This window comes from Siminovitchia sp. FSL H7-0308, from assembly GCF_037980985.1.
GTDB lineage: Bacteria > Bacillota > Bacilli > Bacillales > Bacillaceae_C > Siminovitchia > Siminovitchia thermophila.
In genome coordinates this window covers 1,718,408-1,738,145 of the sequence record NZ_CP150282.1, presented here as the reverse complement: position 1 = coordinate 1,738,145, position 19,738 = coordinate 1,718,408, and the positions used below count along the sequence as shown (strand labels likewise).

General features: G+C 41.7%; 16 protein-coding genes. 4 read left to right on the top strand and 12 right to left on the bottom strand.

Annotation, left to right across the window (positions count from 1 at the left end):
• The first annotated feature begins 40 nt into the window (after nucleotides 1-40).
• The gene (locus MHB50_RS08250; protein ID WP_339163099.1) at nucleotides 41-2,725 is read left to right on the top strand and encodes a PBP1A family penicillin-binding protein; all 2,685 of its coding nucleotides are present in this window, start codon (nucleotides 41-43) and stop codon (nucleotides 2,723-2,725) included.
• 151 nt (nucleotides 2,726-2,876) lie between these two features.
• Here MHB50_RS08250 and nth read toward each other — a convergent pair whose 3' ends face one another.
• The 7 genes from nth to MHB50_RS08215 all read right to left on the bottom strand — a co-directional run bounded on the left by nth (nucleotide 2,877) and on the right by MHB50_RS08215 (nucleotide 11,713).
• Nucleotides 2,877-3,542 carry an endonuclease III gene (nth, locus tag MHB50_RS08245; protein ID WP_340085129.1) on the bottom strand — a complete coding sequence of 222 codons (666 nt, stop codon included), beginning with the start codon at nucleotides 3,540-3,542 and terminating at the stop codon, nucleotides 2,877-2,879.
• Nucleotides 3,543-3,560: 18 nt separating this feature from the next.
• Nucleotides 3,561-4,265, bottom strand: a complete 705-nt coding sequence (locus tag MHB50_RS08240; protein WP_339163095.1) for a DnaD domain-containing protein — start codon at nucleotides 4,263-4,265, stop codon at nucleotides 3,561-3,563.
• 100 nt (nucleotides 4,266-4,365) lie between these two features.
• Nucleotides 4,366-5,550, bottom strand: coding sequence for a pyridoxal phosphate-dependent aminotransferase (locus MHB50_RS08235; protein WP_077113515.1), 1,185 nt, complete (start codon nucleotides 5,548-5,550; stop codon nucleotides 4,366-4,368).
• A gap of 22 nt (nucleotides 5,551-5,572) precedes the next feature.
• Nucleotides 5,573-6,049, bottom strand: coding sequence for a DUF5590 domain-containing protein (locus MHB50_RS08230; RefSeq protein ID WP_077113336.1), 477 nt, complete (start codon nucleotides 6,047-6,049; stop codon nucleotides 5,573-5,575).
• A 179-nt stretch (nucleotides 6,050-6,228) separates the two neighbouring features.
• A complete protein-coding gene (dinG, locus tag MHB50_RS08225) occupies nucleotides 6,229-9,030 on the bottom strand; it encodes an ATP-dependent DNA helicase DinG (protein ID WP_077113335.1) in 2,802 nt (933 codons plus the stop codon).
• A gap of 542 nt (nucleotides 9,031-9,572) precedes the next feature.
• Nucleotides 9,573-10,991: a HAMP domain-containing sensor histidine kinase gene (locus MHB50_RS08220; RefSeq protein ID WP_340085128.1), complete on the bottom strand. Its 1,419-nt coding sequence runs from the start codon at nucleotides 10,989-10,991 to the stop codon at nucleotides 9,573-9,575.
• Nucleotides 10,991-11,713, bottom strand: coding sequence for a response regulator transcription factor (locus MHB50_RS08215; RefSeq protein ID WP_340085127.1), 723 nt, complete (start codon nucleotides 11,711-11,713; stop codon nucleotides 10,991-10,993). Before MHB50_RS08215 ends, MHB50_RS08220 begins: the two co-directional genes overlap by 1 nt.
• A gap of 246 nt (nucleotides 11,714-11,959) precedes the next feature.
• On the opposite strand from MHB50_RS08215, the gene MHB50_RS08210 reads away from it, so the two are divergent.
• The 3 genes from MHB50_RS08210 to MHB50_RS08200 are packed head-to-tail and all read left to right on the top strand — an operon-like array spanning nucleotide 11,960 to nucleotide 14,373.
• Nucleotides 11,960-12,871 (top strand): ABC transporter ATP-binding protein, encoded by a 912-nt coding sequence (locus MHB50_RS08210; protein WP_340085126.1) that lies wholly within the window; start codon nucleotides 11,960-11,962, stop codon nucleotides 12,869-12,871.
• Entirely contained in the window at nucleotides 12,868-13,626 is a 759-nt protein-coding gene (locus tag MHB50_RS08205) for an ABC transporter permease (protein ID WP_340085125.1), read from the top strand. Before MHB50_RS08210 ends, MHB50_RS08205 begins: the two co-directional genes overlap by 4 nt.
• A 12-nt stretch (nucleotides 13,627-13,638) precedes the next feature.
• Nucleotides 13,639-14,373: an ABC transporter permease gene (locus MHB50_RS08200; protein ID WP_340085124.1), complete on the top strand. Its 735-nt coding sequence runs from the start codon at nucleotides 13,639-13,641 to the stop codon at nucleotides 14,371-14,373.
• Nucleotides 14,374-14,499: 126 nt separating this feature from the next.
• Here the strand turns inward: MHB50_RS08200 and panC are convergent, their stop codons facing one another.
• From panC to bshA, 5 genes are all read right to left on the bottom strand, one after another.
• Entirely contained in the window at nucleotides 14,500-15,348 is an 849-nt protein-coding gene (panC, locus tag MHB50_RS08195; RefSeq protein WP_340085123.1) for a pantoate--beta-alanine ligase, read from the bottom strand.
• Nucleotides 15,349-15,350: 2 nt separating this feature from the next.
• Nucleotides 15,351-16,187: a 3-methyl-2-oxobutanoate hydroxymethyltransferase gene (panB, locus tag MHB50_RS08190; RefSeq protein WP_339163091.1), complete on the bottom strand. Its 837-nt coding sequence runs from the start codon at nucleotides 16,185-16,187 to the stop codon at nucleotides 15,351-15,353.
• Between the two features lie 251 nt (nucleotides 16,188-16,438).
• On the bottom strand, nucleotides 16,439-17,422 hold the full coding sequence (locus MHB50_RS08185) for a biotin--[acetyl-CoA-carboxylase] ligase (protein WP_339163089.1): 984 nt from the start codon (nucleotides 17,420-17,422) through the stop codon (nucleotides 16,439-16,441).
• Complete coding sequence (locus tag MHB50_RS08180) at nucleotides 17,407-18,591, bottom strand: CCA tRNA nucleotidyltransferase (RefSeq protein ID WP_339163087.1); 1,185 nt, start codon at nucleotides 18,589-18,591, stop codon at nucleotides 17,407-17,409. Before MHB50_RS08180 ends, MHB50_RS08185 begins: the two co-directional genes overlap by 16 nt.
• Before the next feature lie 17 nt (nucleotides 18,592-18,608).
• Nucleotides 18,609-19,736: an N-acetyl-alpha-D-glucosaminyl L-malate synthase BshA gene (gene bshA / locus MHB50_RS08175; protein WP_339163085.1), complete on the bottom strand. Its 1,128-nt coding sequence runs from the start codon at nucleotides 19,734-19,736 to the stop codon at nucleotides 18,609-18,611.
• Nucleotides 19,737-19,738: the final 2 nt, after the last annotated feature.

Genomic DNA, 19,738 nt, shown 5'->3' with positions numbered 1-19,738 from the left:
AAAACAGACTTCTTAAACATTGAAAGCGGGGACTCTTTATATGGCAGACAAGTTTCAAACACGGACAGAACGCCGAAAAGTAACAAAACAAAAAAAACAAAAAAAGCCAAAAAGCTTTCTGAAAAAAACTTTTCTTTTCGTTGTCATACTCATGTTTGCAGGATTGGTAACAGGGGCCGGCACCTTTGCATGGTATGTGAAAGATGCGCCGAAACTGGATAAAAAGTTGCTCGTTGATCCGGTTGCATCTGAATTGCTGGATATAAACGGTGAAGTATTTACAACACTGGGAACGGAGCGCCGGGACTATGTTGAGATTGACCAGATTCCACAATTAGTGAAAGACGCGGTACTTGCCACGGAAGACGTGAGATTTTATAAACATCACGGAATTGACTTTAGAAGAATTGCAGGGGCCGTACTTGCGAACTTCTCTCGGGGATTTGGATCGGAAGGAGCTTCCACCTTGACCCAACAAGTCGTCAAGCGTTCATTTTTGTCAGATGAAAAAACGCTAAAAAGAAAAGCTCAAGAAGCATGGCTTGCTTTTCAATTGGAAAAACAATATACCAAAGACCAGATTTTTGAGATATATGTGAACAAAATATATTATTCCAGCGGTGTTCATGGAATAGAAACAGCCTCCAAGTATTATTTCGGAAAGCCGCTGGATAAGCTTGAGCTCCAAGAAGCTGCATTCCTTGCGGGACTGCCGCAAAGCCCAAACAGATATAACCCGTACGAGTACCCGGAAAGGGCGGATAAACGCAAGAATATTGTGCTGTCCCTCATGCACCAGCATGGCAAAATTTCCAAAGAACAAATGGAAAAGGCAAAGAACATATCCGTCACCGAAACGCTCGTTCCTGAAGAAGAAAATCGAAAAGACTCTTACAAATATGATTCCTTTGTTGATCAGGTCATAAAAGAAGTTGAAGCACTTGGAGATTACAATGTATTTTCTGATGGGCTAAAGATATATACAACTCTCGACCCGGATGCACAACAGTATACTGAAAAAATGTTATACACGAATGAAGTCGTCCAATATCCCGATGAGAAATTTCAAGCGGGAATCGTTCTTATGGATACCAAAACAGGAGAGGTAAGAGCGATTGGTGGCAACCGCAACAAAGACGTAAAGCGCGGGCGGAATTACGCTACACAGCTCAGCGACAAACAACCGGGATCGACTGTCAAACCAATTTTTGACTATGGTCCGGCCATAGAATATTTAAACTGGTCAACATATGAACAAGTCAAAGACGAGCCTTATACGTATACAGGAGGTACGCCGATCAACAACTTTGACAACCGGCACCTTGGACAAATGTCGATAAGAGAAGCTTTATACCGCTCGAGAAACATTCCCGCGTTAAAAGCTTTCCAAGAAGCGGGAGCAGAAAATGTCAGAAAGTTTGCGGCGGGATTGGGCTTTGAAAATATCGATATGACCGAATCCGATTCAATCGGAGGGGGAAAACAAAATCCGTCACCGTTTACTTTGGCCGGCGCGTTTGCCGCATTTGGAAATAACGGGATGTATCATAAGCCGCACACGGTGAAAAAAATCGTGCTGATGGATGGAGAAACGGAGATTAAAAATAAAGTTGAACCGAAAATCGCCATGAAAGACTCTACTGCTTATATGGTTACCGATATGCTGAAAGATGTACTTTCCTCTAAAGCAGGTGCCACCGGTAAAGCAGCGGCGATTCCAGGACTTCCTGTAGCCGGAAAAACGGGTACGACAAACTATACCCAAGCAGAAATGAGGGAACACAATATTCCAAGGGGAAGTTCTCCCGATTCATGGTTTGCCGGTTATACAACGAACTATACAGTTGCTGTTTGGACCGGATATGAAAAACGGACAAATCCGATTCTGCCGAAAGATTTAAAAATCGCCCAGCAATTGTTTAAAAACTTGATGAGCCATGCATCTTCAGACATTGAAACACCTGATTTCAAAATGCCAAAAAGCGTTGTACGGGCAGCCGTTGAAAAAGGCTCCAATCCGCCGAAAAAGCCAAGCAAACATACGCCTGAAAGCAATATCGTACACGAGCTGTTTGTAGCCGGAACAGAACCGAAACAAGTATCACAGGCCTTTGACAAACTGGATGCTCCATCCGTCTCCGGCGAATATAAAGAAGGAGAAAAAGCGGTTGTGTTTAATTGGTCGCATCCTGAATCAGGTGAGCTTAAGTTTCAGGTGAAAGTAAATATTGCAGGAACAGAAAAAGATCTTGGAGAAATATCGGATACAAGCTATACGATTAGCAATGTGGAGCCTGGCAAGACTTATTCAATCAAAGTGACTGCCGTGTCGGAATCGCAAACAAGCTCACCAGGATCGGCAAGTGTCACGGTTCCATCCAACGAAGAGGATCAGAACGAAGAAGAACCAACAGACGGCGAAGAAGAACCGAATGAAGAAAATCCGCCTGCCGATAACGATCAAAACGGAAGCGGAAACGACAATCAAAACGACAATCAAAACGGGCAAAACAATAACAATAACAATAATCCTAATGATAATCAAAATGGGAATAACGGAAACAATAATGGGAATAACCCAAACCCTGGTAATAACCAAAATCCTGGCAATAACGGCAACCAGCAAGAAGGTGGCGATTCGGGCGAGACCCCGGACGACAATACAGACCAATCCGGCGGCTCCCCTCCACAGGCCGTTCGCCCGGCGAATAGAATGACCGGGTAAAATAACCAACAAAAGAAAAAAGAGCGCACAAGAGGCGCCCTCCGCTTGTAGAGAAAGTCGACGCACTTTCTCTACAAGCTTTTTTAATAGGTGTGATTGTACAGAACATCGCTTGTTTAAAAAAAAGCTGTCGAGGTTCCCCTCAACAGCCTTATTCAGCCATTTGTTTTTCCATTTTCTTTATTCTTTTCTTCCCTTCCCTGCAAAGCTCCAACAGCGGACAACTCGCACATTGCGGGTTTTGCGCTTTGCAATGGTAGCGGCCGAAAAAGATCATCCGATGATGGCTGATGGACCATTCTTCCTTCGGTATTTTTCGCATCAAAGTCTTTTCGACTTCCAGTACACTGTCTTTCCATCGGCAAAATCCCAAGCGTTTGCTGATCCTTTCCACGTGAGTATCTACAGCGATCGCCGGCACTCCAAATGCTACCGACACGACAACGTTAGCTGTTTTTCTGCCTACTCCGGGAAGCTGCATTAATTTGTCGCGGTCACTCGGTACGTTGCCATCATATTCGTTTATCAGGATGCTACACAGCTTTCGAATGTTTTTCGCTTTATTTCTGAAGAGGCCGATTGAACGGATATCATTTTGAAGTTCTTCTTCGGAAACAGCCAAATAATCTTCAGGTGTTTTATATTTTTCAAATAACGTTTTGGTTACCTTATTGACGAGAACGTCTGTACATTGAGCGGAAAGCAGCACCGCAATAACGAGTTCAAAAGGATTGGAATGATTTAGTTCACAATCGGCGTGCGGAAACATCTCACCCATCGTATCAAGACAATAGCGAATTTCTTGTTTAGTCAGCAATTCAATAAGCACCTGCCTTTATTGTTCCAGCCAGTTATAAAATGGTATTTTGTTGGAAGGCTCATGCGAAATGACTTTTGACCCCTGTTTAGTTGCCCTTTGTCTGAATTGACTTCCTTGCATGCGAGCCTGCTCAATCGTTTTAACCCCATTTTTCTTCCAACTGAATAATATGCGGTCAATATAACGGAAATTTACTTTTCCCGATATGACTGCCTCCCTTAACGCCGCTTTTATAATGGAGGGGTCCTGTTTGTCTTCATCCAGCCACATGGCGAGATTCTCGCATTCCATCGGGGAAAGGGGCCTGCCAAATTCCTGCTCAAAGACCGTGTATAAATCATGCTCATCATGAAGTGTATGTTCCAAGTCTTGTTGTTTTTTCTCCGCAATCAGTTCTTCCGCCAGCCGAATCCATAGAGGCTTCAAAGAATACTTTTCAAAACGGATTTTTTCCTCGGACATTCCCTCTTCTATGGCAATGAGCTGCATTTGGACGAGTTTCCCCAACATCGCAGAGCACTCATCCGCAGTGCTGGACATCCGTTCACACAGTTGCTCGGGTGTTGGAAACTCGTTTCCCCGATCCATAAAGAATTGAATATGCAAAAGCAGCACCAACTCTTTTTCGTCAAGGCCGATTTGTTTATATTTGTTTAACAACACACTTGGTATTTGAACCATACCTTCTTCCATCCACGATACAATCATTTCTTTATCCACATTCAGCACCTCATCTTTATTCATGTGGAGAGTTTTTTTACTCCTTCGATGGAAAAACCACGTACAACATGCACGTGGCTTGTATAACGCAATGATCGGCTTATCGGCTCTTTTCTTTTACAAAAGAATGAATACGGCGGATTGCTTCTTCAAGCGACTCCAGCGCAGTTGCATATGAAAGCCTGATATTTTCCGGCGACCCAAAGCTTGATCCGGGCACTACAGCAACAAGGGCCTCTTCCAGCAATGCTCCGACAAAGCTGTCCACGTCCTCATAGCCGGTTATCCGGGCAGCCTCCATTACGTTCGGATATAAATAAAAGGCTCCTTGCGGCTTCAGGCAAGTGACTCCCGGGATTTCATTCAGCTTTTTATATATAATGTTCATTCGTTCTTCAAAAGCTTGTCTCATCCGTTCAACCGGTTCCTGTGTCCCATTGTAGGCTTCGATAGCCCCGTACTGGGATGCCGCTGCCGGATTGGATGTGGAGTGGCTGGCGACATCTGTCATCGCTTTAATGATGGCTTCATCACCCGCGGCGTATCCTATTCTCCAGCCCGTCATGGAATGTGATTTCGAAACACCGTTAATGATGACGGTAATCGCCTTCAGTTCAGGTGAAATTTCCGCAATCGACACATGTTGGTTGCCGTCATATAAAAGCTTTTCGTATATTTCATCCGATACGACAACGATGTTATGCCGCAAGCAGACTTCGCCGATTTCTTCCAATTCTTCTTTCGTATAAATCATGCCCGTCGGATTGCTCGGCGAGTTGATGATGACAGCTTTTGTTTTTTGTGTAATGGCTGCTTTCAACTGTTGCGCTGTAATCTTGAAATGTTGGGATTCTTCGCCGGCAATATATACTGGCTTTCCTCCAGCCAGCTTTACCTGTTCCGGATAGCTTACCCAATACGGTGCGGGGATAATGACTTCATCCCCCTCATCCAAAATCACTTGAAAAAGGGTGTACAAAGCATGTTTTGCGCCGTTTGTCACAATGATCTCCGCCGGCTTGTAATCAAGCCCTTGGTCTCTTTGCAGCTTTCCTATGATCGCTTTTTTCAATTCAGGCAAGCCGCCTGTTGCCGTATACTTCGTATGTCCTTCTTTCATGGAGCGGCTAGCCGCTTCAATGATGTTTTCCGGCGTATTAAAATCAGGCTCTCCAGCACCAAGGCCAATCACATCAAGCCCGTTTTGTTTTAATTCTTTTGCTTTGGCCGTGATGGCCAAAGTGGATGAGGGTGTAACTTTTGAAACACGGTTTGATAATTGAATGTTCATGCCTATCCCTGCTTCCTTATAGATTTTCAATATTTCTCCACCATTTTCCGGTGTCAAAATGAATGTAATAATAATTTAAACGGGATTGATTGTCTAAATAGGACAATTCCCATACGGGGAGCTGTTTTTCCATGCCAAGCCTGACGCCAAGAATTTCCTTGGGCTGCTTTTCTTTCACCAGCATATCGATGGCTTCCTGCTTGGAAATGCCATCAGCCAGCTTTTTAGAGATGGTTTTTTCATCCTTTTTTTCCGGAATCCAAAAAACAACTTGTTCGCCCTTTTTTTCTTCTCCAATCAAAACATAATACGTTTGCGAACCGTTGTATAGATAAAAATCATCAATTTTCTTCAATTTTTCATCGGCGTTTATTCTTTGTTCCGCCTCTTTTCTGGCTTGTTTGACCGGATCCATCGCCTTTGTATATATGTATCCCCCTGCTCCTGCTAGAAGCAATAAGACTGAAAAAATGATAATAAGCCATTTATACATGTAACATCCCCCATTTAACGGCGGGCGCCGAATACACAAATTTTGTTACTCATAATAAGCCGTTTGAAAGCCAAAATATCATTAAACAACGCATTGCTCACCCATCATTATAACATGATGGGAATGACGTTATAAATACATTCTAGTCCACATTCCAGGAGCGTCGCAATTGCGGCGTTCTATTCATTCTCCAGCCATTGCTCTATTGCGGGGATAAGCTCCTTTAATGGCTGTTGTTCCACCTGGATCGGAGGAAGTGAACGCAGAAACGCGCTTCCATACATCGTTGTAACGATTCGGCGATCAAACACAATAAATGCCCCCCTGTCTGTTTCTTTCCGGATCAATCTTCCGAAACTTTGTTTAAATTGTATGATTGCTTCAGGCAATGAGTATGCGGAAAAAGAATTCTTCCCGGCTTCCTTGATCGCCTGCATTTTTGCAGCGGTTACCGGTTCATGAATATGGGAAAACGGGAGCCTGGTGACAACGATCGCGGATATACTTTCCCCGTTCATATCAATTCCTTCCCAAAAGCTGTTCGTTCCCAGCAAAATGGACTTTGTAAACTGCTGGAACGTTTTCAGAAGGCGGTGGCGGCTTCCTGAAGATATTCCATGAGCCAAGAGAACATACTCATGCAGTTCTTCGCTGTCCTTTAACAAATCAAACGTTTTTCTCAGCATATCGTGTGAAGTAAACAACACAAGAATTCGTCCCCTTGCTGCGTGGGCAATAGCGATTAAATGACAAGCGATCGCTTCTGTATACTCATCGCTTGCGACTGCGCTAATATCTGGCAAGTCACTTGGAATAAATAGCTTTGCTTTCTTTTCATATGCATACGGGGATTCAATCATTTTTTCAAGCTTTTGAAATGGCTGAATGCCGCACTCTTCCGCAAAAAATGCAAACGAACGGTTTACGGTCAAGGTAGCTGAAGTTAATACGACACTTTTCGCCGTGCCGAACAGCTTTTCGGATAAAAAGCGATTTGCGTTAAGCGGCTTCGCATGTATAAATGTCCTGTTTAATATTTGTTTTTTTTCTCCTTCAATCCAGACAATATCTTCTTTTTTTGGATGAAACACTAATCTGTCAAGGGTTGTTTGAATGGTATTCCATTGCTCACAAAAAGCCGTCGTTTCCTCCAATAGCGCCAACTCTTCCGGTTTAAGCGCCTTCCTTGATGTTTCCATCAAGCCAAGCCGCTCCGCAATTCCTTTTTGGATAAAACGGTGTCCGGCCGCTACCCTCTCGGCACACAATTCGATCGACTGCCACTTTCTTTCAAGCCTTGTTTGTGATGTGATGCTTACCTGCGCTTTATAGGCATTATTTTTATGTTGTTGAAAAAGCAGTTGCCCCATTAGTGAAAATAAATCATTTATTTCAAGATCAAAGCTGTTTAAGGCTTCGTCCAATTCAAATACATGAATGCTTGGCTCCAGTTTCAGCCGTTTTACGCTTTTTTCAAGTTTATACAATAGCTTTTTCTTTTCCGATGTGCCGATTCGTCCGAGCATGTTTTTCAGGTCGTAGTATCCCAAATGGACACCAAATGTATTTCGTGCCGCTTTTTCCAATCGGTGCGCTTCATCAATTATAAAATATTCAAGCTGCGGAATATCCATCCGTCCTTCCAAGCTTTTCATCAAGCTGGCATGATTCATGATGATAATATCGGCTTCGAATGCTTTTCTTTTTGCGCGCGCATAAAAATCTCTTTGATGCCAAGGATCTTCCCGCTGATGTACGTTTCTGTTCGAATGGCGTATCTTTTCCCAAAAAAACACGCCGCCGCCCGATAAATTCAATTCGTCCACATCGCCTGTTTCCGTTTGCACAAGCCATACGAGTATTTTCATTTTTGTGATGGCCTCATCGTATGAGTCACTATTTTCTCGCAGCGATTGTTCAAACTGAAATAGACTGATGTAATGGTCTCTTCCCTTTAAAAGCGCCGTTTTAAAAGGAAAGGGGATGATGTTTTTCAATTTGTCCAGTTCATTTTCGATCAATTGATGTTGCAGATGGATTGTATATGTACTGATGGCCACTTGCTTATTGTTGTTAACCGCAAAATAAATACTTGGCAACAAATAGGCGATCGACTTGCCAATCCCTGTTCCCGCTTCAATCATCGCATGGGTATTCGTTGTCAACGCTTTATACACCGTATCCATCATTTCAAATTGGCCTTCACGCAGAGTGAAATGGTGAAAGTGCTGTTGAAATAATTGGGCCTTCTCATCTGTTCCCAGCGGAAATGTTTCCGTTTGTAACGCAACATCCTCTCTTGCATCCGGGCATTTCCTTAAAGCAATGCCGCGCCATACATCCAAGTTTCCGGGGAGATTTTCTACATGTTTGCGTTTTTGGGCAAGAATGGCTCCAAATAAAAAAGTCAAGCCGCTGTCGGCTTTTTCTGCCAAACGGTACAGCATTTCCAACGTAACCACGGGAAGATTTTCTGCTTTTTTCACCAAAAGGAGGAAAAGTTCTGCTGTCGCCAGAGCATCACTGTCCGCCTGATGGGGATTGTCATGGACCACGTTCATTTGATCACTTAAATCTTGTAGTTTGTAGCTAGGAGAGCAGGGAAGAAGTATCTTGGCCAGTTCGACGGTGTCCAAAGTCAGATTCACCGGGTGGTGTTTTCCCGCATGTTTCAGCTCTCCATCCAAAAAGCCCAAATCAAACTTGACATTATGGGCAATAAATATCGAGTGTTCCAATATTGTATATACTTTATCAGCAATTTCTTCAAATTTCGGGGCAACCGTAACCATTTGATCATCAATTCCCGTTAGTTCTTGAATGAAAGCCGGAATAGGCTTTTCGGGATTTACAAGTGATGTGTATTGATCAATGATCTTTCCTTTTTCAATGATCACAATCGAAATTTGAATGATTCTGTCGCCCTTTTCAAAAGAATTTCCGGTTGTTTCCAAATCTACTGTGACATATCTTTTTTCCATTTCTTTCACACCTTTAATCACTGCCGTCATTCGGCTCTATGATAGTGTATCACACGCAGATTGATTCAGCCACAGACACGGAATATAAAAATAAGTGGGCTGATGCGCAAGAGGCGGGTCGTGCAGACGTTGGCTTTACGATGTGGATTCTCAGCCTGAAAACCCCAAAAACAAGGGGCAAAAGCGACCTTCTGTTGGCAATCTCAGGCAACGACGTTTTTATAAAGTTTGCGTTTTTTTGCGTGCGCTGGCAATGCTGGCAAAACTGTTTGTCCTGTCTTTTCGCTTGCACTCGTATATCCTGTTTGCAAAAATGCCTTTATGATCGTCACGCGCTCTCGCAAAATTTCTTTTCCTGCTGTTCCTTATTGGCAGTTGATCGTCCTCTTGCCATGTTCGCTTTCTTGAAGAGGGGGTTCCTGCGAACATAAAGCAAAATATATGCTAACAAATCCCGTCATAAAAAACGAAAAACGCCGAATTTTCCTATGCTAAAGAAATCATCGGCTTTTAATAATCGAACAAGAAGGAAGAAAGCATTCTTAGTCGAGCGGGAAAGTAATATTATACTCGGTTCCTAGTTGTGGTGTGCTCTTAATGCTAAGATCTCCACCATGAGCAATAATGATTTGCCTCGCAATGGCCATTCCTAATCCTGTTCCGGTATTATTAACTGATGCACTCGTCCCACGGAAATACCGTTCAAATAAGTGTTCAATCGTCTCTCGATCCATGCCAACCCCATCATCCATAATGAAAATGCGAATTTGTCTTGGATAAGACTGTTGTTCATGAAGTATGACTTTAATGTTAGTTTCGGGGGGATTATGTTTTATGCTGTTGACAATTAAATTCTCAAGGGCTCGCTTTAGGTATTTCATATCCATATTGAGATACATTTGTTCTTTATTCGTTTCAAATGAAAATCTTTTGTTTTTTGATTCGGGCAATCCTTTCAGATGTTTTAAAATATCTTTCAAAACATCTGAAAGGTTTTTTTGTTCTAATTGTAACGGAATGGCATTATTTTTTAATTGAAAAGTTAAGTTAAAGTCTTCAATTAGTTGCTCCATATACTCCACACGTTCCTCCATGATTTTGGAAAAGTGACGTACCTGTTCTCGTTCCCAATTATATTCGTGAGAAGATAGAAGTACAGTATATCCCTTGATAACAGACAAAGGGGTTTTAAGATCATGTGAGACTCCGGTCATCCATTCTTCCCTTGTTTTTTCCAATAATTTGCGTTCTTCTTTGTTTCTCTGAAGGGCTGATGTAAGCTCAGAAAGGGCATTTATCAATTCTTGATACGTTTTATATTCAGCTTTGTTTCTCCAGCGCTGTTTTAAACTTAACTCCCTGTTATTAGCAGGTTCTTCGTATTTTTCTTTAGACAAATTGTCAATCCAAGATACGATATAAAGTAAAGGAGCGCCTAATTGTCTTCCAAAAAAATAAGCGATTAATATTCCAATTAAAATGATAGAAAGAATCCATACATTATTCATCCAATACAGAAAGGGATTACTTTCTTTCGAAGGCTTCCCCAAAACCCATGTTAGATCATGATCTCCTACAGTTTTATACCATGTAGATAACTGATATCCTTTTTTAGCAGGATATAGATAATCAGACACAAGTTCCCCCGGAATATAATGATCTGGTATCCTTTTTGGTTTATTAAAGGAAAAAATTTCATTCCCCTGTTCATCCAATACTTGCACCCACATTTTATTTTTAACTAAATCTTTTTTGATTTTCGAGTTTATTGAAAGTTTTTGATCAACAACAACCGTATGTCCGACAATTTTTTTAATTGACAATCGGGGAGTTTCTGTTTTGTTATAATCCAGAAAGAAGCTGAATAAAACAATACTAATGACGATCAGTAAACCCCAAATAATCATTAACCAGAAAAGTCGTGACACAAAGTAATTGGCGACATGATTTTTTAATTTCACTACAATTCCTCATTCGTTTTTACTTCAAATATATATCCTAGTCCGCGAACCGTTTTTATCCATTTGGGTCTGCTGGGATCTTCTTCTATTTTTTCACGTAAACGTCGTACATGTACCATCACTGTACTATCACCACCATATAATTCTCCCCATACATCCTTATAGATTTGATGTTTGCTTAAAATTTGATTAGGGTGTTCACAAAAATAAAGTAAAAGTTTCATTTCCTGAGTAGGGCACTCTATTCTTTCCCCATTCACAATTAGTCTCCCTGTATTGGGATCTATATTAAAAGAGCTAAAGTCATATATCTTTTTTCGCGAATACCGGGCCGGAACTTTCGTAGAGCGTTTTAATTGCGCCTTTACTCGAGCAACTACTTCTAGTGGATTAAAGGGCTTTGTAATATAATCATCTCCTCCAAAACTAAACCCCTGCAATTTATCTAAATCTGTCGTTTTAGCTGTAAGAAACAGTATGGGGACATCCGTCTTTGAACGAATTTTATTACATAGAGTAAAGCCATCTGTATCGGGTAACATCACATCTAACAAAATAATATCTGGGTTATATTGCTTTGTTATGAAAAGCGCCTCTGCTCCAGTGGCAGCTTTTAAGATGTTTTGAAACCCTTCCTTTTCAAAGACGGTTATTAATAAATCTAAAATGTGTTGATCATCGTCAACCATCAAAATGTTATGATCCTCAAGTTTAAAAGTCATCCTTTATCCTCCCCCTATCTCCATCTATATTTTACATAAAAGCAAAATAAAAAAAGCTGTTGAGAAAAAAATTAATAATCCGTTTAAATTTCTCAATAATCGGAATAATGATGTGATCCTTTGTTGTTCTATGACTGTAAATGAAGTTGAAAAAATTATGGGGATAAGCCGTTAAGCAAATGTTAAGGAAAAGTTTCATTCCTGTTTAATCAGTTTCGCTTACGATAGAAATGAGGTGAGGAACAGATGAATGATCACATTTTGATGACTGATGATCTAACTAAAAAATACAGAAAACACACATCTGTAGATGGATTACATTTGCGAATGGAGCGTGGCCAAATTTATGGATTTCTTGGTCCCAATGGGGCCGGAAAGACAACAACGATTCGGATGTTGCTTGGTTTGGTCAAGCCAACAAAAGGCAGTATTGAAATTTTTGGTCAAAACCTAAACAAAAACCGCCTACAAATTTTACAGCGGATTGGATCGTTGGTGGAGTCCCCAACATACTATGGAAACTTAACCGGACGTGAAAATTTAGAAGCTGTTCGCCGGTTACGAAATCTTCCAGAAAAACGTGTAAATGAAGTACTGGAAATTGTCAGGTTAACGAAAGTGGCGAATCGACTAACAAAAGAGTATTCGCTTGGTATGAAGCAGCGCCTCGGGATTGCTACGGCCTTGCTTAGTCATCCAGATTTATTAATTCTGGATGAACCGACGAATGGGTTAGATCCGTCTGGAATTCAAGAGATGAGAGAATTGATTAAAGAATTACCGAAGAATGGTATGAGTGTCCTTGTATCTAGCCATTTGTTGAGTGAAATAGATCAAATGGCAACACATGTAGGAATCATTCATAATGGAAAAATGATTTTCCAAGATTCCATTGAATGTTTACGAAAAAAACAGAAACCTTTATTAAAAATAGGAGTTAGTAATGTGATGAAAGCAAAGGAAATATGTAAAGAACGGGGAGTAAGGGCTGATTTACAAGGGGATTTCTTGTGGTTATCCCAAACAGATCCAGAGTTTGTTTCAAAACTTAACGCCACCCTTGTTCATTCGGGTGTCTCAGTGTATCGACTTGAAGAAGTGAAAAGAACGCTTGAAGATATCTTCTTAGAATTAACGGGTACAGAGGGAAGCTTATGAAAAATATATTATGGGCAGATCAATTAAAATTAAAACGGTCGTCGTTATTGATTATTGTTTTACTAGTTCCCTTACTGATCTTGGCATATGAGTTGGTGAATCTCACTTATCGTGCCGAGTTTGTGGAAAAACAAGCTGAGATGTTCAATGCGGGGTCTATGTGGATGTATCTATTGTATGACAATAGCTTGTTGTTTGGTTTGGGTTTCCCATTAGCCGTTACACTTGCCGCATCAGTGATAGCAAATATTGAACATCAGGCAAGTGGGTGGAAACTAACTCTTTCACTGCCTTTATCTAGAGGTAAAGTTTATATAAGTAAATTTGTTTGGCTAACATTGAGTCTATTCCTTTCCACCTCTATTTTTCTGATTGGCATGGTTGTATTGGGAAAAGTACTGGCATTTGAAGGAGAGATTCCTTGGGGCTTATTGATAGCGGATTGTTACGGGATGTTGGTTACAGTATTACCCATAATGGCTTTTCAATTTTGGTTATCCATGACGATTAAAAATCAAGCTTTCTCTATTCTTATTGGATCAATTTCCTCTATTATGGGTTTATTTTTAGCGGCTGCCCAAACAACAAGGTGGTTTCCTTTAGCTTATCCCATCCAATCATCAACGGTTATATTGCAATACGAGGGGATAGGACTTAACCCGGATTTTTCAGCCTATCTCGTCATCAACTTGATAGTAGGGATCATCCTTTTGTTTATAGGTTCTAAGCATTTTGCTACACGAAATGTCCAGTAAGGGGAGATTATTTTGAAAAATGTCTTATACGTTGAACAATTAAAATTAAAACGCTCTAAGCTCTGGCTACTTTACGTCTTAGGCCCGCTATTAGGTGTATTCGTGGCTTATTTTAATTTCTTTAAAAACTATGACCTTTTCATGCAGCCAGGAGATCATGAATGGATCGAAGTATGGACACAAGTGGCGTTATTTATGGGGCCTTTTATATTGCCAATATTAGTTGGGATTTACGCAGCTCTTGTTTGTAGAAGTGAACATGTCGGAGGAGGATGGAAACAACTATTAGCCTTACCGATCAAACATTCAGAAGTCTTTTTAGGGAAATTTCTAACAGTGGTAAAAATGGTTGTTATCACAATGTTAATCTTATTAATCTTTTTTATAGGATTTGGTTATATAAAAGGAGTAGAAGGCAGTCTTCCATTATTTACAATACTTGGATTCATGCTTAAAGGTACTTTAGCGTGCTTGCCATTGATTTTGCTACAATTAATCATATCAATAAGGGCAAAAACATTCGGTATACCATTAGCGGTTAGTATTATTTTTACTCTTCCGTCTATAATTGTTGCTAGCACACCTTTAGGGCAGATTTATCCTTGGACCCAACCTATGCTAGCTATGTCACCTGAAGATGAATCACCAATTCAATCTTACTTCTTATTTTATACAGTAGTTATTGGATCTTTTACCGCTTTATTCCTGTATGGTTTGCGTAGTTTTATAAAACGGGATATGGCTTAATAGATTCTGGCCGCTTTTCGTAATTCAATAAACCAGTTTCACCATTGTTTCAGCTTTAAAAGGGGGCTGTTGCCCGTTAATGGCCTTAAAAATGCCCGCAGCCTTTTGTTGGCTGCGGGTCATATATTATGACACATCAAAGATGATGTTGTCGATGAGTCTGGCTTTAGAGAATTTGACAGCTATGGCGATGATGATGCGTCCATGGATTTGTTCAAGAGGCTGAAGCTCCGGATAGCTTAGGATATCGACATAATCGATCAAAGCGTCCGTACGGCTCTTTAAAAAGTCTATAACCGCATTTTTTATTTCCTCGATATCGGTTGCTCCTTGTTCAATTTTATGTTTTGCCAGGAGCAAGCTTTTATAAATGCACGGGGCCTGCTCTTTTTCACGAGCGGATAAATATACATTCCTTGAACTGACCGCAAGGCCGTTTGCATCCCGAACAGTTTCAACGGGTATAAGTTGTACCGGGAAATCATAATCGGCAACCATGCCGGCAACAACCGCAAATTGTTGGGCGTCTTTTAACCCAAAGTATGCCTTGTCGGGCATGACGATGTGAAATAATTTTGCCAGTACGGTGACCACCCCGTCAAAATGTCCTGGCCGGTCATTGCCGCATAACGCATGATTACGCTTTACGACACTCATTTTTGTCGACAATTCGGCGTCATACATATCTGAAACGTTTGGAATAAACAATAGATCGACACCTGTCGTTTCAGCAAGCCTTTCGTCCCTTTTTTGGTCACGGGGGTATGCTTCATAGTCTTCATCCGGTCCAAATTGCAGGGGATTTACGAAGATACTCATAACAACGATATCATTTTCCTTTTTGGCCTTGCGCGCTAGGGTCAAGTGACCCTCATGAAGATACCCCATCGTTGGAACAAATCCAATCGTTTTGCCTTTAGACTGAAGCTGTTTTGCCATTTGTTGCATCTCTTTTTTCTCGGTGATGATTTTCAATTTTATTTTCCTCCGTACAAAGAAGCCAACTGGCTCTGTTCCATATTAAATGTGTGTATTTGCGCATCAGGAAATACACCTTGTTTTACTTCATGAATGTACTGCTTCAACCCTGTGGTTACATGTTCATTCACATCGGCATATCGTTTGGCGAACTTTGGAATTCTATCGACACCAAATGTGGCCAAATCATGAAAAACAAGAACTTGTCCATCTGTCTCAGGACCGGCGCCAATGCCAATCACCGGAATATTTAATTGTTTCGCCACTTCTTTGCCAAGCTGCTGGGGAATGCATTCGAGAACGAGCGCAAAGGCACCCGCCTCTTCGCATTTTTTGGCTTCTTTAATAAGCGTTTCAGCCGCTTTTGCTGTCTTCGCCTGTACTTTATAGCCGCCAAGCACCCCTGCCGTCTGCGGAGTCAATCCTAAATGTCCCATGACGGGCACTCCCGCTGTTGTAAGAGCCTGGATCGTTTGTATGACTTCACCCCCGCCTTCCACTTTGACAGCATTGGCACCGCTCTCCTGCATAATACGGCCAGCCGCCCGCATCGCTTCTTCCCTGCTGATATGAAAAGACATAAAAGGGAGATCCGTTACGACAAACGTGTTTTTTGCACCGCGTTTCACGGCTTTCGTATGATGGACCATGTCATTGACAGTGACAGGTACGGTAGAATCATAACCGAGTACGACCATGCCAAGGGAATCCCCGACAAGAATCATGTCCACCCCCGCCCCTTCCGCCAGTTTTGCCTGGGGAAAATCATATGCGGTGACCATAGCGATTTTTTCTCCCGCCTGTTTCATTTTTACAAAATCAGCAGTCGTTTTCATTTTTCATTTCCTCCTTTTTGTTAGAGGAGCGAATGCAGTTCGAGCAATTGGACGCCTAAAATACAAAAGGAATCCTCTCCAAAAAGGCAGAAGGACTCCGTAACATCCCTTTCACTCGCTTCGGTCCTCTGTCCCCGTCCTCTCTATGGATCAAGGCAGATATTAATATAAAAAATACATCAAATGAAAATGGTGCAGCTCGTTAAGATACCGCCCAATAACATAATAGCAAAATAAATAGAAAAATTCTATCAATCCGATAGTTCTATATCGGCAGAGTAAACTTCGTGTATCGTGCCGTGTTCATCCTCCACTTTTAATACGCCTTCATCCGTAATGCCAAGTGCCCTGCCGACAATCTCTCCGGTAACCGTTCTGGCTGTGATTACTTTTCCAATGCTGATCGCATACGTTTCCCATAATAGTTTAATCGGCGCAAACCCCTTGTCCAAATAAATGCCATAGTATTTTTCAAAATCTTTTAAAAACGTTTGGATCAGTTGCGCTCGCGAAATTTTTTTCCTTTTTTCAATATATAATGATGTGGCTTTTCCCCGGATACTTTCATGGAGATCTTCTATATCATGGTTGGCGTTTATACCAATGCCAATAACGAGAGATGAGATTTTATCCGCTTCCGCTTGAAGCTCGGTCAATATCCCGACTACTTTTTTACCGTTTATCAAGATGTCATTCGGCCATTTAATCTCCGGATGAAGGCCTGTCACTTCGCCAATGGCATTTGCTGCTGCAACAGCCGTAATCAAAGTAAACTGCGGAGCTTTTTGGGGAGGCAGAACCGGACGGACGATCATACTCATCCATACTCCCTTTTTCGGCAATGACGACCAACTCCGCCCTAGCCGGCCCCTTCCTGTTCTCTGCTCTTCGGACACAACGATAGTCCCTTCAGGCGCTCCTTCATGTGCCAGCTGATGCGCTACCTTTTGGGTGGATTCGACTGATTCGTAAAAATGTATATTTCTTCCAAAATGCTCCGTTTCAAGACCAAATAAAATGTCACTCTCGGTCAAATCTTCCGGCGTATTGATGATTTTATAACCTTTATTTCTGACAGCTTCCAAAATGAAGCCGTCCTTCCTTAGTTCTTCTATATGTTTCCAAATAGCTGTCCTGGAACAACCGATCTTCTCGGCAAGTGTCTGGCCGGACAAAAATTCGCCATCGGCATCAGAAAGTGCTTTAATCAATTGTTTTCTTATATCAATCGACAATTTTCCATCCAACTCCTGATTTCTTGTTTATGATTTGCGATTTCACCGTTTATGACCGCCTGCGCCGCTTCATGGAGAACCTTTCCGATCCAGGGCCCGCTTTGTTTACCTGTCCAGCGAATGAGATCATTTCCGTTCACAGTCAATTCCTTCAACGATTTAATGGGAAGACTTTCATACTTATCCAGCAAATGAGCCAATTGTACATCCTCTCTCTTGATCGTCAGAAAAGCCGTTTCTACAAGAAGAGCGATTTCTTTTCCAGCGGTAAACAGTTCATCCCTGCTCCAAAAGTGATCTTTACGCAGCATCAGGTATGAAAGAGCCATTGAAAGCAGTTTTATTTTTTTGGACGGAAGCCGCCATTTCTTTAATATAGTAACAGGATGTTCCCCGGAGAAATATAATGCTAACAGCCACATATCAAGGTTTTTTAAGGAAGAGATTTCCAGCTTGGTCACTGACTGCACGACATGTTCTTGATTGAATAAAGCAGGCAATTGCTTATAAATGCCTGTATGAAAAAGCAATTCCAAAGCCTTCTTTTTGTATTTTCCATCTAATAGCTTTTCAAATTCAGCCGTTATTCTTTCTACGGAAATATGGCGCAACAAATCGACATGCTCTTTTATCGCTTTTTCGGTTTGTTTCTCCAAATGAAAACCGAGCTGGCTGACGAATCTTACAGCACGCATTAGCCGCAAGGCGTCCTCCTGAAAGCGCTCATCAGCCGATCCAACGGTGACAATGACTTTTTTTTCCAGTGCCAAACGGCCTGCAAAAGGATCAATGAAATTTCCCTCTTTATCCATGGCGATCGCATTCATTGTAAAATCGCGTCTTTTTAAGTCTTCGTATAAACTTCGGACAAATGTAACTGATTCCGGCCTTCTATAGTCTTGATAGTCGCCTTCTGAGCGGTATGTGGTCACTTCGTAAGATTTTCCATTTTGTATGACCATAATCGTTCCGTGTTCAATACCCACATCGACCGTTTTTGAAAATATGGTTTTCAGCTCAGCCGGCGTCGCCGATGTTGCAATATCCACATCATGAATGTCTCTGCCAAGCAAAAAATCTCTCACAGCACCGCCGACAAAGCAAGCCTCATAACCAGCCGCTTCAATCTCATGAATAAGCGGCAATGCGGACAAGAAAGGTTCTTTCATATGCCGATCCTTCTTTCTCATAAGTTAAGGAGAGATGTATACAACGTTTCATATGATGATACGATAGCATCAGCCTGGAATCGCTCCTGCGGAGTGTGTTCGGCATTCGCCGAAAATATTTCATGCTTCTCCTTATCTTCAAGTAAAATCAGTGCTTTTTCGGCTGCTTCATCGGTATTTCCTAGTTCACAGAGAAAACCGTTGTATCCATCTTCAATAATTTCGGGGATTCCCCCGACTCTTGTTCCAATGCAAGGCACGCCGCACGCCATTGCCTCCAATGCCACCAGCCCGAAGCTCTCTTTTTCGGATAATAGCAACATCAAATCACTCATCGAATATAGCTCTTCGAGATGATCTTGCCGACCAAGAAACAACACTTTTCCATCCAAAGACAAGTTTTTTACGAGTTCACATATCTTCGTCATTTCCGGTCCATCACCGACGAGCAGCAGTTTTGCGGGCAAGCGGGAGGCGATGTTTGAAAAAGTTTTAACAACGTCCTGTACCCTCTTTACCTTCCTGAAATTGGAAACGTGGATGATCACTTTTTCCTCAGGAGAGATGTCGTACGTTTCTCTCAATCCATTTACTTGTATTCTTTTATATACCCTGTCATCGATAAAATTGTGAATGACATCAATTTCCTTATCAGGTGATACAATCGTTCGTGTTTGTTCAGCAAGGGCATATGAGACAGCTGTTACCCGGTCTGATTTTTCAATGCCGAAACGGATGGCATCCGCCAAGGTTGAATCATAGCCCAAAACGGATATATCTGTTCCATGAAGCGTCGTTACAATTTTTATATCCTGCCCCGACATTTGTTTGGCCAAAATGGCGCAAACTGCGTGCGGGATCGCATAGTGCACATGCAGTATATCCAGTTCTTCCCGTTTGATTACCTCCGCCATTTTACTGGCTAGGGCGATGTCATACGGCGGATATTGAAAAAGCGAATATTGATTTACAGCAACCTGATGAAAGAAAATATTCGGGTCCCATCTATTCAACCGGAACGGAATATTGGAAGATATAAAATGGATTTTATGCCCTCTTTCGGCAAGAAGTTTCCCAAGCTCGGTCGCAACGACACCCGATCCGCCCACTGTCGGGTAACAAGTAACACCAATTTTCAGTTTCATAA

Excerpts from the sequence above, each read along its gene's own strand:
- MHB50_RS08250 (WP_339163099.1), top strand. The coding sequence starts at position 41 with ATGGCAGACAAGTTTCAAACACGGACAGAACGCCGAAAAGTAACAAAA.
- MHB50_RS08230 (WP_077113336.1), bottom strand. The coding sequence starts at position 6,049 with ATGTATAAATGGCTTATTATCATTTTTTCAGTCTTATTGCTTCTAGCA.
- dinG (WP_077113335.1), bottom strand. The coding sequence starts at position 9,030 with ATGGAAAAAAGATATGTCACAGTAGATTTGGAAACAACCGGAAATTCT.
- MHB50_RS08215 (WP_340085127.1), bottom strand. The coding sequence starts at position 11,713 with ATGACTTTTAAACTTGAGGATCATAACATTTTGATGGTTGACGATGAT.
- MHB50_RS08210 (WP_340085126.1), top strand. The coding sequence starts at position 11,960 with ATGAATGATCACATTTTGATGACTGATGATCTAACTAAAAAATACAGA.
- MHB50_RS08205 (WP_340085125.1), top strand. The coding sequence starts at position 12,868 with ATGAAAAATATATTATGGGCAGATCAATTAAAATTAAAACGGTCGTCG.
- panB (WP_339163091.1), bottom strand. The coding sequence starts at position 16,187 with ATGAAAACGACTGCTGATTTTGTAAAAATGAAACAGGCGGGAGAAAAA.
- MHB50_RS08180 (WP_339163087.1), bottom strand. The coding sequence starts at position 18,591 with ATGAAAGAACCTTTCTTGTCCGCATTGCCGCTTATTCATGAGATTGAA.
- bshA (WP_339163085.1), bottom strand. The coding sequence starts at position 19,736 with ATGAAACTGAAAATTGGTGTTACTTGTTACCCGACAGTGGGCGGATCG.